The organism is Agromyces excoecariae (assembly GCF_051715505.1).
Classification (GTDB): domain Bacteria; phylum Actinomycetota; class Actinomycetes; order Actinomycetales; family Microbacteriaceae; genus Agromyces.
On the sequence record NZ_JBPSLA010000007.1, the window covers coordinates 14,208 to 32,677 of the forward strand.

The following is an 18,470-nucleotide window of genomic DNA, read 5'->3' on the forward strand; positions in this document are numbered from 1 at the left end:
GTGGAGTATCGGCCCGCGCTGCGGGGAGTGGTTCTCGGTACGAGGGCGACAGGCAGGCCCACTTCGAAGTTAGACGGGGTCGCCACGCCTGAGTATGGTGAGATCGAGGATGATCATGGACGAAACACTGACGCACACCCCGCCGCACTATCGGATGGACGGGTTCGAGCACCAGCGGCTCTGCGTCATCCCCCGCCCACAGGTCGAAGCGGCGCTGGACCGTCCGGTGACGCGTCGGCTGATGGTGACCGATGCGGGCTACTTCCCGGCGGCGAGTGGGCACCGTCGGGTGCGCAGCAGGGGTGCGAACGAGACGATCGTGATCCTCTGCGTCGCGGGCGCGGGCACCGTCCGGATGGGGTCGGACAGTCATGCGCTCTCGCCGGGATCGTGCCTGGCGATCCCCGCGCACCGCCCGCACGAGTACCAAGCGTCGTTCGAGGATCCATGGACGATCTGGTGGTTGCACGTTCGGGGCACGGACGCCGCCGAACTGACCGGGACGCTGCTCGGAAACGGGCAGCCGATGGTCCGGCTGAGGTCGCTTGATCGCGTGATCGCACTCTTCGACGAGCTGGTGTCGCTGATGGAGCGCCGTCTGTCCCCGGCACAGTTGCTGGCGGCGTCGGGCGTGGCGTGGAACCTCCTGACCCGCATCGCCGCCGACAGCGTGCTTCCTGCGGACGGGTCGCCGCTGGAGCGGGCGATGAGGTATCTGGAAGCGCGCGTGGACGGGAGCATCCAGGTGGCCGAGCTCGCGTCGATCGTGGGGATGTCGCCGTCTCACCTGAGCGCGCTCTTCCGCCAGGCGACCGGGGGTGGGCCGGGAGCGTTCCACACGTCGCTCAAGATGGCGCGGGCGCGGTCGCTGCTGGACACGACCAACCTGACGGTCGCCGAGGTCGCGGCAGCCGTCGGGTATGCCGATCCGCTGTACTTCTCTCGCCACTTCCGCCGCGTCCACGGCGTCAATCCGACGACGTACCGGGCCCACCACAAGGGGTAGGAGGGCCCGGCACGACGCACTACGCGAAGGTACGAGTCCGGATGGTGCGCAACGTCGCGGAGCGGATCTCGAGCGTCGGTTCGGTGACGGCGGGACGCACCCGAGGGTCGACGTACACGCCGGTGCTCGGGGACCATGCGAAGGCCTTGAGCTCGAGCGGATGCTCGGCCAGCGCCGCTCGGTGCGGCGCGAGGTCGATCTCGAAGGTACGGCCGTACCAGAACTGGTCGGCGATGAGCTCGCCGTCGATGTAGGCCCGGATGACATCTCCGGTCCAGTCGAGCTCGAGGATCGCGTGCTCCGCACCGCCGAGATCGGTGTCGCGAACGCGGATCTCGACAGCGGCCAGCGCAGCGAAGTCGTCGTCGGTGGGTGCCGAGAACCGCTGCGACGAACCCGCGCGCCGGACCGGAACGAGCGGCGTCTCGGAGAAGGCCGGGGCTTCGAGCTCGATCCTGTCGGTGCCGGCGGCGACGTCGTACCGTGCGAAGACGGGGTCGCCCACCTCGGATTCCGTGCCGGCGATCGCGGGGATCGTGACGAGTTCGGCATCCGCCTCGGGCAGCTCGACGCGGAATCCTTCGTCGTCGAACCAGCCGCTGCCGTGCCAGATGACGACGGTGTCGCGTCCGCCCACCGCCCCGCGCCACACCGCTTCCGCGGTCGGCGCATCGAGGAAGACGAGCGTGGTGTCTCCGATGCGCACGCGGCAGTCCAGTCCGGGCACGCCGTGCGGGGTGACGACGACGCGACCTCCGACGCTCGATGCATCGCCGCCGGAGATGTCCGACTCGTCAACGCCGTCGATCTGCAGCTCCACGGGGACGCCTGCGGTCGCGGCGAACAGGACGACCGGCCCGGCCGGCGTGACGATCTCGGTGATCGGCTGCGCCGTGGCCGTGACCGCTTCGACCGTACCGAACCGCTGACGGAGCGGCCATGCGAAGTAGGTGCCCGATTCGAGTGCGAACGGCGCACTCGGAACGGTGACCGTCGCGTCGTCGAAGTCGACCATGAACTGCACATCGGCGACGGCCGGCAGCGCGGCGATCGCCGGTTGGTGGTTGTTCGCGAACAGGAACCCACGCTCACCGTCGCCGCGCACCGCCCATCGGGGGGCGCCGGGCGCGGCTTCGGGGATCGTCGTCGCACCGGTCGCGAGGGCGTCGCCGAAGGCGTCGAGCATGAGGTGCTGCTGCCGCAGCTTGTGGAAGTGCGGGCGTTCGGTTCCCTCCGCGCCCAGCGGTGCGAAGAAGTCGTAGTCGCGGACCGGCATGTCGTTCGGGTATCCGGTCTCGTGCGACTCCTGCGTGGTCGACAGCTCGCCGATCACCTGGTGACCGCCGTGGTACATGTAGTACCCCTGCCACGCCGATCCGCTTCCGACCTTCGTGAGCGCGAGTGCGGCGATGTCGTCGGAGTCGACCAGCGGGCGGCGGTGGTAGGCGATCGCCATCCCGCCACCGAGCTCGCAGGTGACGAACGGCCACGGATCGTCGGCTCCGAGACTGGCCGCCGAATCCACCTCGACCGGCGCGTCGCGAAGGTCGGCGCCGACGGTGAGGTCGTCGCGAACGGTGTTGTACGTGAAGTGCATCACGCCGAAGGCGGGCCAGCCGGTGTCGGACTCCTCCCAGAAGCCGTCGGAGTATCCGGCGTACACGGGCAGCACGCGTCCCCGCGGCAGCTCCGCGCCGCCCCAGCCGGTGGCAGTCCAGAGGCTGGCCTTCATGCCGGTGGCCTCGGCGATGCTGCGGAGGGTCGCGAGGTGGGGGCCGTTGTCGTACAACTCGTTGTCGACCTGGATCCCGACGATCGGGCCGTCGGGGTTGTCCGCCGAGTGGAACAGACCGCGCACCTGCTCCTCGATCGCGGAGTACCACCGGCGTGCGAGGTCGAGGTAGCCGGGGTCGTTGGAGCGGTGCGTGATCGGAAGGTTCTGCAGCCAGTCGGGGAATCCGCCGTTGCGCCCCTCGCCGTGCGCCCACGGCCCGATTCGGATCATGACCTTCAGGCCGACGCGATCCGCGGTCTCGATGAAGCGACGGATGTCGCGATGACCGTCCCAGCGGATCCGGCCTTCGATCTCCTCGTGGAGGATCCAGATGAGATAGGTCGCGACGACGTTGATGCCGCCGGACTTCATCTTCCGCAGTTCGGTCTCCCAACGCTCGGGGAGATCGCGGCTGAAGTGGTACTCCCCCATCACCGGGATCCACGGCGTGCCGTCGACGGTCACGTACCGAGTGGTGAGCTGAATGCGAGGGCGCACGTCATCGTCGTCTCCCATCTCGAGCGGTGCGACCCTCACGGGTGCGGGGGCGGAGACGCGTACGCGATTCATGGGTCGGGCGGTGGGATCGGTGATCAGGACACCGGAGACAGGCTGTTCGCCTTCGAACTGGTCATTCACCCCTTCGACGCTACGAGACGGGGAGCCCCGTCCCAAGAACGATCGGATGGCGGATCTGGACGATCCGACGATCGCTCGGGACTTCTGCGCTGAGCGCAGCGCAACGAACGTTCGTCGGATCGTGCATGCCGGGGACTGGATCGTCCTGCCGCGCGCGTCCCGGAGTTCCGTAGGTTCGAGCGTTGGGGCTCGTGTTCTCGGAGCCTCCCGAACGGCCCGAAGAGGAGTACTCAGCGCGGTGGCACACTTCGATCTCCCCCTCGATCAGCTTCGCTCCTACCTGCCCGACGTCGCCGAACCAGACGACTTCGACGACTTCTGGGGCGGGACGCTCGAGGAATCGCGCTCGCTGTCTTCTCCGCCCGTGCTCGCGAGGGTCGACACGATGCTGCGCACGGTCGAGGCCTACGACATGACGTTCTCGGGGTTCGGTGGCGAGCCCGTGAAGGCATGGCTGATCCTTCCCGCCGGGACCTCCGGACGCCTGCCAGCGGTGGTGGAGTACAACGGCTACGGCGGGGGCCGAGGCCTGCCGCATGAACGTCTCACCTGGGCCTCGTGCGGGTACGCCCACCTGTTCATGGACACGCGAGGTCAGGGCAGCGCCGGGTCGGCGGGCGGTGCGACGGCGGATCCCCACGGCAGCGGCCCCTCGGTGCCGGGATCGATGACGAAGGGCATTCTCGATCCCCACGACTACTACTACCGCCGCGTCTTCACGGACGCAGTCCTCGCGATCGACGCGGTCAAGTCGCTCGATCGCGTCGATCCCGAACGCGTGACGGTCACCGGCGGCAGTCAGGGCGGTGGGATCGCCCTCGCCGCCGCGGGCCTGGTCCCCGACCTGGTCGGGGCCATGCCGGATGTCCCCTTCCTCGCCCACTTCCAGCGGGCGGTGACGATGACCGATGCCGATCCGTACAACGAGGTCGCCCGCTACCTGGCCGTGCACCGCGGCGACGATGCAGCGGTGTTCACCACGCTCTCGTACTTCGACGTGGTCAACTTCTCCAAGCGTGCCACCTCCCCGGCGCTCTTCTCCGTCGGGCTGATGGACATCATCTGCCCACCCTCGACGGTCTTCGCCGCCGCGAACCACCATGCCGTCGGCGCCGAGGTCGTCGAGTATCCCTTCAACGGCCACGAGGGTGGCCAAGGCGTGCATTGGCTGCGGCAGAGCGCGTGGCTGGCCGACAGGATCGGGTGACGCTGCAGCGCTGGTGGGAGCACGGTTCGGACGACCGGCGCGGATGAAGCCGCGTGTTCCTGACACGACTCGGGCGTGCGGCGTCGAGCGAAGTGAGCTCGATGCCGCACGCCCTCGTCTCAGTCGTCAGGGCCGCAGCCTCCAGGCGTTGCTGTCACCCGGCTCCTTGTTCCGGCTGGTGCGTGCCGCTTCGTACGTCTGCCCCTCGTGCGTGACGACGTCTCCGGAGGAGAAGACGCGGGACGGCGTCCACACCGACCGTCCGTCGGCCCCGGTCACGATCTCCTGCCATGCCCCGTTCGGCTTCGAGCCGGGGACCTCGTCGCTGGTGCGCCGGGACGCTTCGTACATGCTCCCCTGGTGGCTCACCCGATCGCCGTCGACGTAGACGACCGACGCGTCCCACTGCGGCGGCACGGCGGGGATTGTCGTCGCGTCGCCGAGATACCCCATTGTCACGAGGTCGATGACCGCCCAGTCCCCTGCCGCCCCGTCGATTTCGAAGCCGACGGAGAACGAAGGTCCGCTCACCTCGGCGGAGACCTCCGCCGGCTGGGGACCGGAGGTTCTGGGGAGCTGCTTCTCCACGATGACCTCACCGTCAGCGTCCGTGATGTGCATGGTCAGCGTTCCCGTCACTCCGGAGTACACGTAGGCGCGAGCCGTGTACGTTCCGGTCGATCCCGCGGCCACCGACTGCTCGAGTCCGGCGGTGAAGGCGGAGTCGAGCCAGAACGCCGCGGCATACCGTCCGTCGACGGTTCCGCCGAAGTACTCGCGGTCTTGACGGATGACGGCACCGGCCGGGTCGCTGGTGAACGTCCAGCCCTCCGCCGTCGCCTCACCGCCCGCTCCTGCGCTCTCGAAGCTGCCGTTGTGGATGCCAACCGCGAGCGGGAGCACGACGGTCACCCCCGACGTCGTCTGGCTGTGTTCGACGGTGAACGGTGCGGAGAACGTATCGAGATAGCCGGCCTGCGTGATCGTCGCGACGATCCCCTCGCCGGATGCCACACCCGTCAGAGCGAACGAGCCGTCGTTCAGCGTGGTCGTCTCCTGATCGCCGATGCGGACGGTGGCACCGCTGAGCGGCAGTCCACCCGGGGTGAACACGTTCCCGGTCACCGTGCCGACGTCGGCGACGAGGTCGATCGGTTGTGAGACATCCGCCCCATCGACGTCGACCGCCAGCGAACGCGTCACGTAGCCGGCCCGGCTCGCGGAGAGCGTGTACGCGCCGTCTGGAACCGCGGCGAACTCGTAGCGCCCATCGGCGTCCGCGAGACGTGGAGCGCTGTACCCATCGCCGCTGATCTTGACCAGGGCACCGGCGATTCCCTCGCCGTCCTCGTCGCGAACGATGCCGGACAACGACCGCAGCGCCTGCTCGCCGGAGACCTGGATGTCGGCCACGACGCGGCTTCCCGCCGAGACGGCGACCGGCGCCGAGGACGAGTCGCCGAGCCCGTCCTTCGTCGCCCCGATGCGGTGATTCCCTGGCGTGGTCCGGGCGAAGTAGTAGTCGCCGTACTGGTTCGTCACGCTGACCCGGTCGGCGGCACCGTCCGTGCTCAGCGTCACCCGCGCTCCCGCGACCGGCTGGCTTGCGGCATCCGTCACCGTACCGCCGACGGTGCCGGTGTCGGAGCCACGGGTGTTCAACCGGTAGGCGTCCAGGGCGGGAAGGGCCCTGCCGTCGAAGTCGAACAGCGTCGTGTTGTCGATGACGTTCTCAGCCGCGGCATCCGTGGATTCGAGGAAGGCCCAGCCGGTCTGGCCTCCGGCGTAGATCTCGAGCGGATCCCAGTAGAGGTCCCCGATCGCCATGCCTCCCGGCACGCCCTGCAGCTCGTTGAACAGCTCGATCAGGAAGTCGCGCTGGAGTTCGGGCGTGCTGCTGTCCGCTCCGCCGTATGGACCGTTGTGTTCCAGTTGGCCGGGAAGCCCCGCGCCCGTGGTGGCGTTCCAGTTGAATCCGGTCTCCATCACCATGAGCGGCTTGTCGAATCGCTGCGAGACGGTCGTCGCGAACTCCGCGAACTGACGCGCCGACTTGTTGGTCCAGTACGGGTAGTACGAGGTCCCGATGATGTCGTAGTCCACCCCCGAGTCCTCGGCGTTCGCGAAGTGGGTCGTATAGGTGCTCGTGTTCCCGCCGTCGTCGAGGTGGATGATCACCTTGGCATCCGGCACGGCCTCTCGGACCGCATCGGCGCCCGCGTCGTAGAACCGCGCCAGGTTGGGCCAGTTGCCCGTGGTCCCGTACGGGAACAGCATGCCGGATCGGGTCTCGTTGCCGATCGAGACGTACTGGGGCGCAGTGCCCTGGGCGACCATGCGGTCGAGGAGGTCCTTCGTGTACGAGTGAACCTCGCCCTCGAGGATCGACACGGCGTCGGCATCGCTCTTGCCGTCGATGAGTTCCTGCCAGGCATGTGGGATCGTCTGCAGGCCGGGGTTCGTCCAGTAGTCGCTGTAGTGGAAGGACAGCTGGATCTGCAGTCCGGCCGCTGCGGCGCGTCGAGACAGCTCGAGCACGTCCTCCGCGTCGCCGTACCCTCCGGGGAGGTAGTACGTGCCGTCGCCGTGACCCTTGCCCGGGTCGTTGTACACCCGGATCCGGACGATGTTCCACCCGCTGTCGGCGAGGATCTGCAACGGATCGCGCTCACGGCCGGCGGCGTCGGAGTACCTCCCGCCGTGGTCCTCGGTGTAGGTGAGGAGGGAGATGTCACCGCCGACGAGCAGCTCGTAGGGCTCGTCGTCCTGGACGAGGGCGAGGTCATCGATGCGCACCGTCCCGGCGGCCTCGCCGTCAGTGCGAAGCCCGACTTCGAGTCGACCGCTCGTGACGTGGACGCCGCGGATCGTCGTCTTCTTCCACGTGTCGGCAGGGTCGTACGGGAAGTTCGTGCGCGGGATCGCCGTCCTGGCCTCTGAGGAGCCGCCACCCGAGGCGAAGATGAGCGCCTCGTCGTAGCCGCCGTCGTTCTGCACCCACGCCGTCAGCCGGTAGTGGCCATCGGGCAGGCCCTCGACGACCTGCGAGGTCTCCACCGGCCCGGTCGCCGAGTGCACGACCGAGTGCGAGGATCCGTCGTGGCCGCTGTCGACGAGGTCGCCGCCGATCGTCCACGCAGCACCGCCCTCTTCGAAGCCGGGCTCCGTGAGGAACGAGTCAGCGGGTTCGGGCTCTTCGCCGCCGCCCGCCGACGGGACCACGGTCACGTCGTCGATGAACCCGGTCAGCGTCGGCGAGGTGAACGCGTCGAGGACGATCTGGATCTCGATCGCACCATCGGGTCCGACCGGGACATCCTCGACCGTCACCTCGTCCCACGTCTTCGAACCGTCGATCTGCGTGGCACCGCCGCTGGCGATCGGCGTCGACATCCCATTCGCAACGAGTTCGCTTGCGCCGAGGCTCTCGTTCGCCCAGACGAAGAGCGAGACGTCGTACGTCCCCTCAGGCGCCGGCACGGTCTGCGAGAGCGTCGTCGCACCGTTCCATTGGTTCAGCGCCTGGGAGTACGTCCCGCTGTGCGCGGCGGCATTGGTGACCCAGACGGTCGACGTCATCGTCCAGTTCGACGCGACCCAGCTCTCCGCTGTCGTCCACTCCTCGAAGCCGGCGTTCGGGACCGTCACGTCTGCCGGCGCCGCCGCGGAGGCGGGCGCGCCGATCATTCCCGAGCCGATCACCCCCATCGCTGCGATCGCCGCGCACCATGAACGCGCGCGCCTAGTCCATCCCATGGATTCTCCAATCACTCTGCCCCGACGTCGCTGTCGTGCTTCGGGGATGCATCGCCGGCGTCTGCTCGCGAGGTCGAGCTTCGACGTCGCGGTGGACCGACGTGGGAATGCTAGGGACGCCGGAACGACAGCCCCTCCAGTGCCACCGCATCCTCCATCGGGTCCCGCGGATCATCCATGTCGGCCACGACGGGGTGGTGGGGCTCGGCGGCCGGTGGCGCCGGCTGCGGCGCCCATGGTTCTGTGGAGGGAGTGCCCTCGGGAGCGCATCGCATTCCCGAAGGCACTCGCGGTGACCCGCTGGAGAAGGCGTCCTGCCCACTCGTCGCCCGGTGCCGACTCGTGTGGTCGCAGAGGGCGGTGTCCTCGACCTGGTTGTCGCCGCCGACGATCCACCCATTCGGATCTGGGTCGCCCAGGCGATCGACATGTCGGTCCAGAACGGGTATGGGGAGAGACCGATGACGTCGTAGGCGAGTCAGTGGGTGCCTCTGAGCAGTCGAAGCCGTCGATGTCGTCGGCGTCGAAGACGCGAGGTCGCCGAGCAGGGACGGTGCCGCCGGTGCGCGCACCGTCGCACGCCCGCGCTCGCAGTGGCCCGACGCGGGCTTGGCCGCCAACGACCTTCTCGCCCGCGGGCTCGTGCAGCCGATCCCTGCGGGTGGGCGATTCGGCACCTTCATCCATCCTGATACAGAGGACGGAACGAAGCCCGTGACTGAGTCACACCGGCACGTCAATCTGCCCGACCGAGGTCGAGCTCTGAGGGCACGCCCGAGGCGACGGCTGGCCACGTGACCGACGCGGGCCCCAAGTGCGTCCGTTCGGCGCGGACGAGCGCGGATCCAGCGGGAACGTGCACGGATACGGTCGTCGGGTCGACGTGCACGAACAGGTCGCCGAGCGGCGTCGGCACGACAGCCGACGCCCACTCGAGCCCGCTGAGCCGCGGGGAGACCTCGAATCGCGACCACCCGTCGTCGAGGGGGCGCAGCCCGAGGACTGCCTCCGGAATGAGCGCGGCGGGCCCGGCAGACCAGGCGTGGCAGAGGCTGCGGCCGAACGGCCGTCCGTACATCGCGAGGTCATCGCCGCCTGATGGCCCCTCCTCCCAGAACGTGCCGGGGCCGGCGTCGAGCATGGCGCCCCAGATCCGCTCGATCTCCGCGAGCACCGCCTCATGCTCGCCCGCGTCGAGCCGCGCGCGCAGCCGGAACGCGGTCATGAACGGCGTCCCCGACGTGCCGGTGCGGATCGAGGACGCGACCCCGTCGGGCACGCCGTTCGGGTGCATTCCGGCGAGCACTGCGAGGAAGTTCGCGTACGGCGCGGACGAGGAGGTCGCGGTATCCGCGCCGAGGTAGTCGGCCCAGCGGTCGGTCGAGGCGAGCCATCCGCTCGCCAGCAGGGTCGACTCGACCCGGTCGGCCAGCGCACTCCATCGAGCCGCGCCCGCGTGCTCGACCCGGCCCAGCAGTCGCGCCGCGCTGCGAAGCGCCCAGCACCAGAGCATCTGCAGCGCCACCGGGTCCCGCCCGTCCTCGATGGCGAGCCCCCAGTCGAGGAACACCGAACCGGGTCCGGAGTCGACGAACCCGCCGCGCTGCGCCTCCGGACGGAAGACGCCGCGATCGTCGGCGAACCGGGCGAGGTCGGCGACGAACGCGTCGACGTGCGCCGCCTCGCGCTCGGCGAACGCACGATCGCCGAAGTACCGCACGTACAGGTCGGCGTTGACGACCCACCAGAGCGAGTAGTCCGCGATGCCGTTGACGTAGCCGTGATCGGGCCGGCCGAGCGCGACGAGCCCGTCGGCGACGACCCCGCCCTCGCCGAGCGCGAACGCGTTCGCGAGCGTGCTGAGCGCCTGGTCGCCGGCCCACGGCATCCGGTCGCGCTTGATGCCGTCGATCATCAGCCCCTGGTCGCAGACGCGGAGCGTGTACTGCGCCGCCGCCCAGATCCGCGTCAGCCGATCGTCCGAGCACGCGAACGCACCGGGGCGCGCGACGGGCGTCACCTCGGCGCGCACCCGCACCTCGGACGGCGCGTCATCCCCCACGACGGTCAAGTACCTGAACCCGAGCGGATGCCTCGTGGCCCAGCCGTCCTCGACCCGGATCACGTCGTGCCGCGTCTCGCGATCGGTCTCGTCGGCGAGCGCCTCGGCCTCGCTCTCGCCGCTGGCGACGACCGGCTGCGGACCGCGCGGAAGGACCGGAGTCCCGAGGAGCGGGGCGCCGAAATCGTAGAGCCCGTCGACCCGACGCCCCGCGGCGACCTCGACGTGTCCGGGCGGCTCGAGGTGCGGAGCGCGGTCGCCGCCCAGTCGGAGCTCGATCGGCTCCCAGGGGCCGTCGTCGCGGCTCGCGGACCAGTCGCCGAGCGGCGCGTCGGCCGGCAGGCCGAGCGCCGGCACGTCGCCCGTGCGGGCGACGACGTCGAATTCGACGACGTCGCCGACGACCGGCACCTCGAACCGGAGGGAGTCGCCGGCGACCTCGACTCGCACGTGTTCGGCCGGCCCGGGGGCATCCGTTCGCACCGAGACCTCGGCTCGACCCGCCACGCGGACCGTCACGCGACCGACGGACGTCGCGACCGCACGGAACCGCACGCGTTGCGCAGGCCGGCCGTGGTTGCGCGGGTAGTGCACGTGCCGGTTCGCCGCGAACCCGTCGTCGACCAGCCGCCCGAGCAGCGCGAGCTCGTACTGGTCGCGCCCGTACGCCCACACGCGGTCGGCCGCGCGCGGCACCACGTCGGCGTCGTCGAAGGGCTGCGGCGAGCGGGCTCGGACCCACCGCCGCAGCTCGTCGATCGAGCGCGGCGACTGCTGCGGCATCCGTCAGCCCTTCACGGCGCCGGAGGTCATGCCGGCGACGATCTGCCGCTGGAAGAAGATGTACATGATCAGCGGCGGGATGGTGATGAGCAGCACGTCGGCGAAGAGCAGGTTGAACGAGCTCACCGACTGCGAGATGTAGTTGAACGTCGTCAGCTGGACCGTGGCGTTCTCCTCGCCCGGCAGGAAGTACAGCGCATAGGTGAAGTCGTTGAACACGAACACGGCCTGCACGACGATGACGGTCACGATGACGGAGCGCAGCAGCGGGAAGATCACGCGGAAGAACAGCTTGACCGGCCCGGCGCCGTCGATGATCGCCGCCTCGTCGAGCTCGCGCGGGATGGTCGCGACGAACGCCCGGAACAGCAGGATGCAGAACGAGAGCCCGAAGGCGACGTGGACCGCGATGAGCCCGATGAGTGTCTTGAAGAGGCCGAGGCCCTGCAGCACCCAGATGGTCGGCACGACGGCCGGCGGGATGATGAGGCCCGCGAGGACGAGCGTGTTCACCAGCGGGTTCCATCGCGACTTGCGGCGCTGGAGCACGTACCCGACCATCGCGCCGAGTACGACCATGATCGCCACGGCGCCGACGGTGAGGACCGTGCTGTTGACGAAGGCTCGGACGAGCAGCCAGTCGCGGTTCTGCAGCACGGTGGCGATGTTCTCGAAGAACACCCACTCGGTCGGCCAGCTGAACTCGAGGAAGGATGCCTCGGCCTGGGTCTTTCCCGCGGTGAAGACGATGAACGTGAACGGGACGATGAAGATCACGAGCGCGACGAGGATGGCGACCGAGCCGCCGCCCCACTTCCAGGCGACGTTTCTCATTGGTCGGCCTCCTTGCGGTTGAGCCACCACGAGAGCGGGAAGATGATCGCGGCCACGACGAGGAACAGCACGACGTTGCCCGCGGTGGAGAGGCCGAAGAACCCGGCCTGGTACTGCTTGTAGATGACCGAGGCGAGCACGTCGCTCGTGAAGCCCGGGCCGCCGCCCGTCATCGCCCAGATGAGGTCGAACGAGCGCAGGCCGCCGATGAGCGAGAGGAGCACGACGGTGACCGTCGCGGGGCGGAGCAGCGGCAGCGTGATGTGGCGGAAGTTGTTCCAGGCGCCCGCGCCGTCGACCTTCGCGGCCTCGTAGTACTCCTGGGGGATCGCGACCATGCCGGCGATGTAGATGAGCGTGGCGAGTCCCACGCCCTTCCAGATGTCGACGAGCGCGACGGAGAGCAGTGCGATCGAGGGGTCGGTCAGCCAGGCCGGTCCCTGGATGCCGAGGACGGCGAGCGACTCGTTGATCGGGCCGTCGAACGGGTCCATCAGGACCTTGAAGAGGATGCCGACGCCGATCGTGCTGACGAGCACGGGGAAGAAGATGGTGGCGCGGAGGAAGCCGCGGCCGATGATCTGCGAGCTGAGCAGGACGCCGAAGAGGAGGCCGAGCACGACCTTCGCGCCAGACGTCAGGAACGCGTAGATGAACGTGTTGATGAAGCCCGTGACGAGCTGCGGCTCCTGGAAGAAACGGATGAAGTTGTCGAAGCCGATGAACTCGACGTCGAACAGCGTCCAGCGCGTGAGCGAGAAGTAGAACGACGCGACCGTCGGAACGAGGAACAGCACAACGTAGAAGACGCCGGCGGGGATGAAGAACCACGAGGGGTAGGGGCTCTTCATGGGCTTCCGCTTGGCGGGCTTCGGAGGCGACGTCGCCGTCCTGCCCGTGGCGGTGCGGCCGGTGGCCGTCGCGGTGGTCATGGTGGATCTCCCGGATATGGCTGCGGGGCCGGGCGCGGCCCGGCCCCGCAGTTCAGTGGTACGGCTTACCAGCCCTCGATGCCGAGCTGCTGGGCCTGCTTCTTGACATCCTCGTCGTACTGGGCGGCGCCGTCAGCAGCCGAGGTGATGCCGGAGCCCACGGCGACCGTGATCTGCTCCAGGGCCGGTCCCTTGATGGGCGAGAGGAACTCGAGCGCGAGGTTCGTCTGACCCGCGTCGAAGTACTGCTGCAGGTCGGAGACCATGGCCGGCACGTCGTCCGGCAGCTCGCAGCCCTCGACGACGAACGGACCCTGCGGAGCGTTGGCCTCGGACTCGATGTCGCAGGCCTCGGGCGTGGTCAGGAACTCGAGGAACTGCTTCGCGGCATCGAGCTTGGCGCCCTCGGTCGACTGCGGGACGAACACGGTGTAGGTGGGCATCCAGACCGTGAGGCCGAAGGTCGACGCGTCGTCGCCCGGGATCGGGAACGAGCCGACGGTGTCGACGGCCTCGGGGTTCGTGGTCGCCAGCTGCGAGGCCGCGAACGTGAGCATCGGGTAGTGCGCGCCCTCGCCCGTGGCGACCATCGAGACGCCGTCGGCGTACGTCGCCGACGCGAAGTCCTCGTTGAAGAGTCCGGCGTCGTACGCGGCCTGCAGGTGCTCGAAGCCCGCGAATGCCGGCTCGTCGACGTACTTGGCCTCGTTGTTCGTGTACTCCTCGGCCCAGTCGGGGTTCTCGGCGAGCACGTTGTTGAAGTCGCCGAGCACCAGGAGCTGCGAGGTCCACGTGTCGCCGTAGGTCTGCACGATCGGGGCGGCCACGCCGGCCTCCTTGATCGCTTCGCTGTTGGCGATGAACTCGTCCCAGCTCTCGGGGATCTCGAGGCCGAGGTCGGCGTAGATGTCCTTGTTGTAGAGCATCGCGCCGGCCATCGACTGGCCCATCGGGACGCCGTACACGCCGTTGTCGGTGCCGACGCTCTTGACGAAGTTCTCGTCGAGCTTGTCGACGTACGCCTCGTCGGCGATGTTGACGAGCGTCTGGTCGGGGTTCAGGGCCTGGAGGAGCGAACCGGAGTTGTACTGGAACAGGTCGGCCATCTCGCCGGTGGCGAGGCGGGTCTTCACCACGTTGTCGCCGTCGGCACCCTGGGGGCGGGTCTCGACGGTGATGGTGATGTCGGGGTTCTGCTCGTGGAACGCGTCGGCGAGCGCCTCGGCCGTCGAGACCGTCGACTCGCCGTTGTCGACGAGGAACGACAGCTCGACTGCGCCGTCTTCGGAGCCGGAGTCGCCGGCACTGCAGCCGGCGAGGGCGAGCGACAGGGCGAGACCGCCTGCGCCCAGGGCGACGATCGAGCGTCGCGTCGTACGGGGGACCATCTTCTTTACCTCCATGTAAAGCAACTGCGCTGGTGGGGAGCGCCGAGAGATTTCGGTGCTGTGGCGACTGCCACGTTAGGAGCGTGCCGAGCGTTTGTCAACCGATCTACACAACCGTGACGTAAATCGGTCTACACCAGGTGGTCGTTGGCGTAGATCGATCTACCGTTTTCCGCTGGAACGTGTACAGTGACAACGAGTTCGCTCCTGACGACGAAGAGAGGAGAGCGGCATGACCGACGCGAGGGCGGCGACCATCGAAGACGTCGCGCGGCACGCCGGCGTCTCCCGTGCTGCGGTCTCGAAGGTCATCCGCAACGCCTACGGCGTCAGCCCGGCGATGCGCGAACGCGTGACCGCCGCGATCGAGGCGCTCGACTACCGTCCTCGGGTCGCGGCACGCGCGATGCGCGGATCGAGCTTCACGCTCGGCATCGAACTGCCGCACATCGGCAACCCGTTCTTCACCAAGATCGTCGCGGGCGCCACCGCCGCCCTGCAGGGCACCGGCTACCAGCTGATCATCGCGCCCGCCGACGAGAACGGCGACGAGGGCATCCGGGCGCTCGGCGCGCTCGCCGACCGACAGGTCGACGGGATCATCGCGATCTCGCCGCTCGTCTCGACCGACTGGCTCGAGCGACTCGGCGCTCGCATGCCGGTCGTCATGATCGGCCGCCACGATCGATCCGAGCACTACGACACCGTGACCGGCGACGACGCCTCGGGCACGCGACTCGCGATGGCGCACCTGTTCGAGCTCGGCCACCGCCGGATCGCGCACCTCACGCGAAGCGAGGACGTGACGGAACCCGGCTCGGGCACGCCGCACGCGATCCGACTCGAGGAGTACCTGGCCGCCATGCGCGCCGCCGGTCTCGAGGACGAGATCCGGGTCGTCCGCACCGGCATGACCGAGGATGCGGCGCGGCTCGACACGCTCGCCCTCCTCGACGACGAGCGGCCCACCGCGATCTTCGCGGGCAACGACGAACTCGCGCTCGGCGCGCTGCGCGCGGTCGGCGAAGCCGGCCTGACCTCGGCGGACGTCTCGGTGGTCGGCTACGACGATGTCGACATGGCCAGCCACCCCGCGATCTCGCTGACCACCATCGACCAGTCCGGTGTCGAGATGGGCGACCGCGCCATCCGCCTGCTGCTCGAACGCATTCGCGATGCTCGCACCGAGCCAACGCACTTCTCCGTGACCCCGGTCCTGAAGCCGCGCACTTCGACGCGCGCCGTTCGGGCCGGATAGCCACTCGAACCATCGCCGGCTCCGCCGGCCGCTCCCCCGGAAGGACCTCGATGTCCACGACGCTGCCATCCTTCGACGTGACCGATCCGTCGGCCCGAGTGCACTCGGTGCGCACCCAGTACCCCGAGGGCCTCCTCGGCGTGCCCGGCCGCGGTCTCCGACTGTCGTGGCGAGCCGAGGCGGGCGCCCCGCAGCTGGGCTTCCAGGTCCGTTGGTCGGGCGATGCCGAGGGGATGTCCGAGCCCGTCGCGTCCGACGACCCGATCGGCGTGCTCGCCCCGGGCGGCGACGTGGCTCCCGGCTCGGAGCGCCGCTACGCGGTGCGGATCGCGACCCGCGACGGCTGGTCCGACTGGAGCGACGAGGTCGTCGTCGAGGCGGCGATCGACCCGGCCGAGCTCACCGCCCGGCCGATCGGCGGCACGAGTCGCGTCGACGACCCGGTGTCGCTCCTCCGCACCTCGTTCGACCTGCCCGCCGAGCCCGTCCGCGCGCGACTCCGCGCCACCTTCTGGGGCGTCGGCGACATCCGGGTCAACGGCGAAGACGTGCTCGGCGAGCACCTCTCCCCCGGCTGGACGGCCTACGACGACCGCATCGTGCTCGGCACGTGGGACGTGACCTCCGCGCTCACTACGGGTGAGAACGTGCTCGGCGCGCTCCTCGGCGACGGCTGGTACCGCGGCAGGCTCGGCTGGGAGGACGAGGTCGAGCACTACGGCGCCGAACTCGCCGCGCTCGTCCAGCTCGACGTCGAGTGCGCGGATGGCACGCGGGTGCGCGTCGCAAGCGGGCCGGACTGGCAGCGGTCCACCGGTGGCATCCGCTTCGCCAGCCTCTACGACGGCGTCGACGTCGACCTCGCCGCCGACCCGACCGGCTGGGACCGACCGGGCTTCGACGCGTCGGAGTGGGAGTCTGCCCGCGAGGTCGCGGTCGACGCCTCGGTCGTCGAGCCCCGCATCACGACCGGGGTGCGCACCGTCGGCGAGTGGCCCGTCGAGGCGCAGCCGCGTGGCGAGCACACTTTCCTCGACCTGGGCCAGAACATCGCCGGATGGCTCCGCCTCACCGTGCGCGGGCGCGCCGGCGACCGCGTGGTCGTGCGGCACGCCGAGGTGCTCGAGATCGACGGCACCCTGCACACCGCGGCGCTCCGCACCGCCCGGGCGTCGGACACCTACGTGCTCGCGCACGACGGCGAGAGCGTGCTCGAGCCGCTCTTCACCTTCCACGGTTTCCAGTACGCGGATGTCACCGGTGCGGAGGTCGTCGCCGCGACGGCTGTCGCGATCTCGAGCGCCGACCGGCCCCGATCGAGCTTCGAGTGCGCCGACACGCGCCTCGGCCTCCTGCACTCGAACGTCGCCTGGTCGCAGCGCGACAACTTCGTCTCCCTCCCGACCGACTGCCCGCAGCGCGACGAACGCCTCGGCTGGACCGGCGACGCACAGGCATTCGCGCCGACCGCCTCGACCCTGTTCGACGTCGAGTCGTTCTGGCAGAGCTGGCTGCGCGACCTCGAGCTCGACCAGGATGCCGACGGCGCGGTCGCCGCGGTCGTCCCGAACATCCTCAGGCGTGACGAGTTCCCCGCCGAGGGCGGCGCGCACAGCGTGATGGGCCGCGCCGGCTGGGCGGATGCCGCGACCATCGTGCCGTGGGCCGTCTACGAGTCGTACGGCAGCGAGGAGGTCCTCGTCCGCCAGCTCGACTCGATGCGACGCTTCGTCGACAGCCTCGAGCGCCGCGCCGGCGAGCGCGGGCTCCTGCCGACCGAGTTCCAGTTCGGCGACTGGCTCGACCCGGATGCCCCGGGCGACCAGCCGTGGAAGGCCAAGGTGTCGTCGGACTTCGTGGCCAACGCATTCTTCTCGCGGAGCGCCCGGCTGTTGGCGAACGCCGAGCGCCTCGTGGGCGACCCTGCGCGAGCCGACGCTGCCGATCGCATCGCCGACCGGGTCGCCCGCGACACCTGGGCCGAGTGGGGTGAGGCCGCGATCGAGACGCAGACCGGCGCCGCGATCTGCCTCGAGTTCGGGATCGCCCCCGCCGCCGAGCGCGAGCGCATCGGCGATGCCCTCGCCCGCAACGTCCGCGCCGAGCACGGCCGCATCGCGACCGGCTTCCTCGGCACGCCGCTCGTGCTCTTCGCGCTCGTGCACTCGGGTCACGTCGAGGAGGCGTACCTCATGCTGCTCCGCCAGGCGCCGCCGTCGTGGCTGTACCAGGTGGAGATGGGCGCGACGACCGTCTGGGAGCGGTGGGACGCGATCGGTCCCGACGGGAGCATCCACTCGGGCGAGATGGCCACGGGCGACAGCTCGGGCATGATCTCGTTCAACCACTACGCGTACGGCGCTGTGGTCGACTGGATCTACCGCTACGTCGCGGGCATCGCCCCCGCAGCCGAGCGGCCCGGCTACCGTCGCATCGTCGTGGCGCCGCGCCCGACGGCCTCGATCCCCTGGGCCCGCGCCTCGGTCGAGTCGCGCCTCGGGCCGGTGTCGATCGACTGGACGCTGACCGACGGCGACCTCGCGATCGACCTCGAGGTGCCGTACGGCGCCGAAGCGGTGCTCGACCTGCCATTGACGGATGCCTCGGAGGTCACCGTCGATGGCGGAACCCTCGCGTCGGACCGGCTCGGCCCCGGTCGCCACCGCATCGCGGCGACCGCCGTCCGCGTCGCGGTGGTTCCGTCGATCGAGACGAGCGCGCCGGCCGGCTGACTGACACGGCCCTCCCCAGCACAGAAGTGGGGGGGGGGGGGGGGGGGCCCCCCCCCCCCCCCCCGGGGGGCCCCCCCGCGGGGGGGGGCCCCCGGGCGG

General features: G+C 69.7%; 10 protein-coding genes. 4 read left to right on the forward strand and 6 right to left on the reverse strand.

The genetic code is table 11. The annotated features are described in order from the left end of the window. Positions 1–115 precede the first annotated feature (115 nt). Complete coding sequence (locus ACSJD1_RS08100) at positions 116–1,006, forward strand: AraC family transcriptional regulator (protein WP_353816213.1); 891 nt, start codon at positions 116–118, stop codon at positions 1,004–1,006. A 19-nt stretch (positions 1,007–1,025) separates the two neighbouring features. On the opposite strand, the gene ACSJD1_RS08105 is transcribed toward ACSJD1_RS08100, so the two are convergent. Then, positions 1,026–3,278 carry a beta-galactosidase gene (locus ACSJD1_RS08105; protein ID WP_438854805.1) on the reverse strand — a complete coding sequence of 751 codons (2,253 nt, stop codon included), beginning with the start codon at positions 3,276–3,278 and terminating at the stop codon, positions 1,026–1,028. Positions 3,279–3,657: 379 nt separating this feature from the next. Here ACSJD1_RS08105 and ACSJD1_RS08110 point away from each other — a divergent pair, with 379 nt between their 5' ends. Further along, positions 3,658–4,626: an acetylxylan esterase gene (locus tag ACSJD1_RS08110; RefSeq protein ID WP_438854806.1), complete on the forward strand. Its 969-nt coding sequence runs from the start codon at positions 3,658–3,660 to the stop codon at positions 4,624–4,626. A gap of 126 nt (positions 4,627–4,752) precedes the next feature. Here ACSJD1_RS08110 and ACSJD1_RS08115 read toward each other — a convergent pair whose 3' ends face one another. The 5 genes from ACSJD1_RS08115 to ACSJD1_RS08135 all read right to left on the reverse strand — a co-directional run bounded on the left by ACSJD1_RS08115 (position 4,753) and on the right by ACSJD1_RS08135 (position 14,381). After that, the gene (locus ACSJD1_RS08115; RefSeq protein WP_438854807.1) at positions 4,753–8,274 is read right to left on the reverse strand and encodes a glycosyl hydrolase 53 family protein; all 3,522 of its coding nucleotides are present in this window, start codon (positions 8,272–8,274) and stop codon (positions 4,753–4,755) included. An 844-nt stretch (positions 8,275–9,118) separates the two neighbouring features. Further along, positions 9,119–11,227, reverse strand: a complete 2,109-nt coding sequence (locus ACSJD1_RS08120; protein ID WP_438854808.1) for an alpha-L-rhamnosidase-related protein — start codon at positions 11,225–11,227, stop codon at positions 9,119–9,121. A gap of 3 nt (positions 11,228–11,230) precedes the next feature. Next, on the reverse strand, positions 11,231–12,061 hold the full coding sequence (locus ACSJD1_RS08125; protein WP_438854809.1) for a carbohydrate ABC transporter permease: 831 nt from the start codon (positions 12,059–12,061) through the stop codon (positions 11,231–11,233). Further along, positions 12,058–12,993: a carbohydrate ABC transporter permease gene (locus ACSJD1_RS08130; protein ID WP_438854810.1), complete on the reverse strand. Its 936-nt coding sequence runs from the start codon at positions 12,991–12,993 to the stop codon at positions 12,058–12,060. Before ACSJD1_RS08130 ends, ACSJD1_RS08125 begins: the two co-directional genes overlap by 4 nt. 65 nt (positions 12,994–13,058) lie before the next feature. Further along, on the reverse strand, positions 13,059–14,381 hold the full coding sequence (locus tag ACSJD1_RS08135) for an ABC transporter substrate-binding protein (RefSeq protein ID WP_438854811.1): 1,323 nt from the start codon (positions 14,379–14,381) through the stop codon (positions 13,059–13,061). Positions 14,382–14,613: 232 nt separating this feature from the next. Between ACSJD1_RS08135 and ACSJD1_RS08140 the strand changes: the two genes are divergently transcribed. Both ACSJD1_RS08140 and ACSJD1_RS08145 read left to right on the forward strand, forming a co-directional pair. Continuing rightward, a complete protein-coding gene (locus ACSJD1_RS08140) occupies positions 14,614–15,639 on the forward strand; it encodes a LacI family DNA-binding transcriptional regulator (protein WP_438854812.1) in 1,026 nt (341 codons plus the stop codon). Between the two features lie 50 nt (positions 15,640–15,689). Then, positions 15,690–18,371, forward strand: a complete 2,682-nt coding sequence (locus ACSJD1_RS08145) for a family 78 glycoside hydrolase catalytic domain (protein ID WP_438854813.1) — start codon at positions 15,690–15,692, stop codon at positions 18,369–18,371. Positions 18,372–18,470: the final 99 nt, after the last annotated feature.

What these genes read in the sequence shown, in the direction of transcription:
- ACSJD1_RS08100 (WP_353816213.1), top strand. Translation starts at nt 116, where the DNA reads ATGGACGAAACACTGACGCACACCCCGCCGCACTATCGGATGGACGGG.
- ACSJD1_RS08120 (WP_438854808.1), bottom strand. Translation starts at nt 11,227, where the DNA reads ATGCCGCAGCAGTCGCCGCGCTCGATCGACGAGCTGCGGCGGTGGGTC.
- ACSJD1_RS08125 (WP_438854809.1), bottom strand. Translation starts at nt 12,061, where the DNA reads ATGAGAAACGTCGCCTGGAAGTGGGGCGGCGGCTCGGTCGCCATCCTC.
- ACSJD1_RS08130 (WP_438854810.1), bottom strand. Translation starts at nt 12,993, where the DNA reads ATGACCACCGCGACGGCCACCGGCCGCACCGCCACGGGCAGGACGGCG.
- ACSJD1_RS08135 (WP_438854811.1), bottom strand. Translation starts at nt 14,381, where the DNA reads ATGGTCCCCCGTACGACGCGACGCTCGATCGTCGCCCTGGGCGCAGGC.
- ACSJD1_RS08140 (WP_438854812.1), top strand. Translation starts at nt 14,614, where the DNA reads ATGACCGACGCGAGGGCGGCGACCATCGAAGACGTCGCGCGGCACGCC.
- ACSJD1_RS08145 (WP_438854813.1), top strand. Translation starts at nt 15,690, where the DNA reads ATGTCCACGACGCTGCCATCCTTCGACGTGACCGATCCGTCGGCCCGA.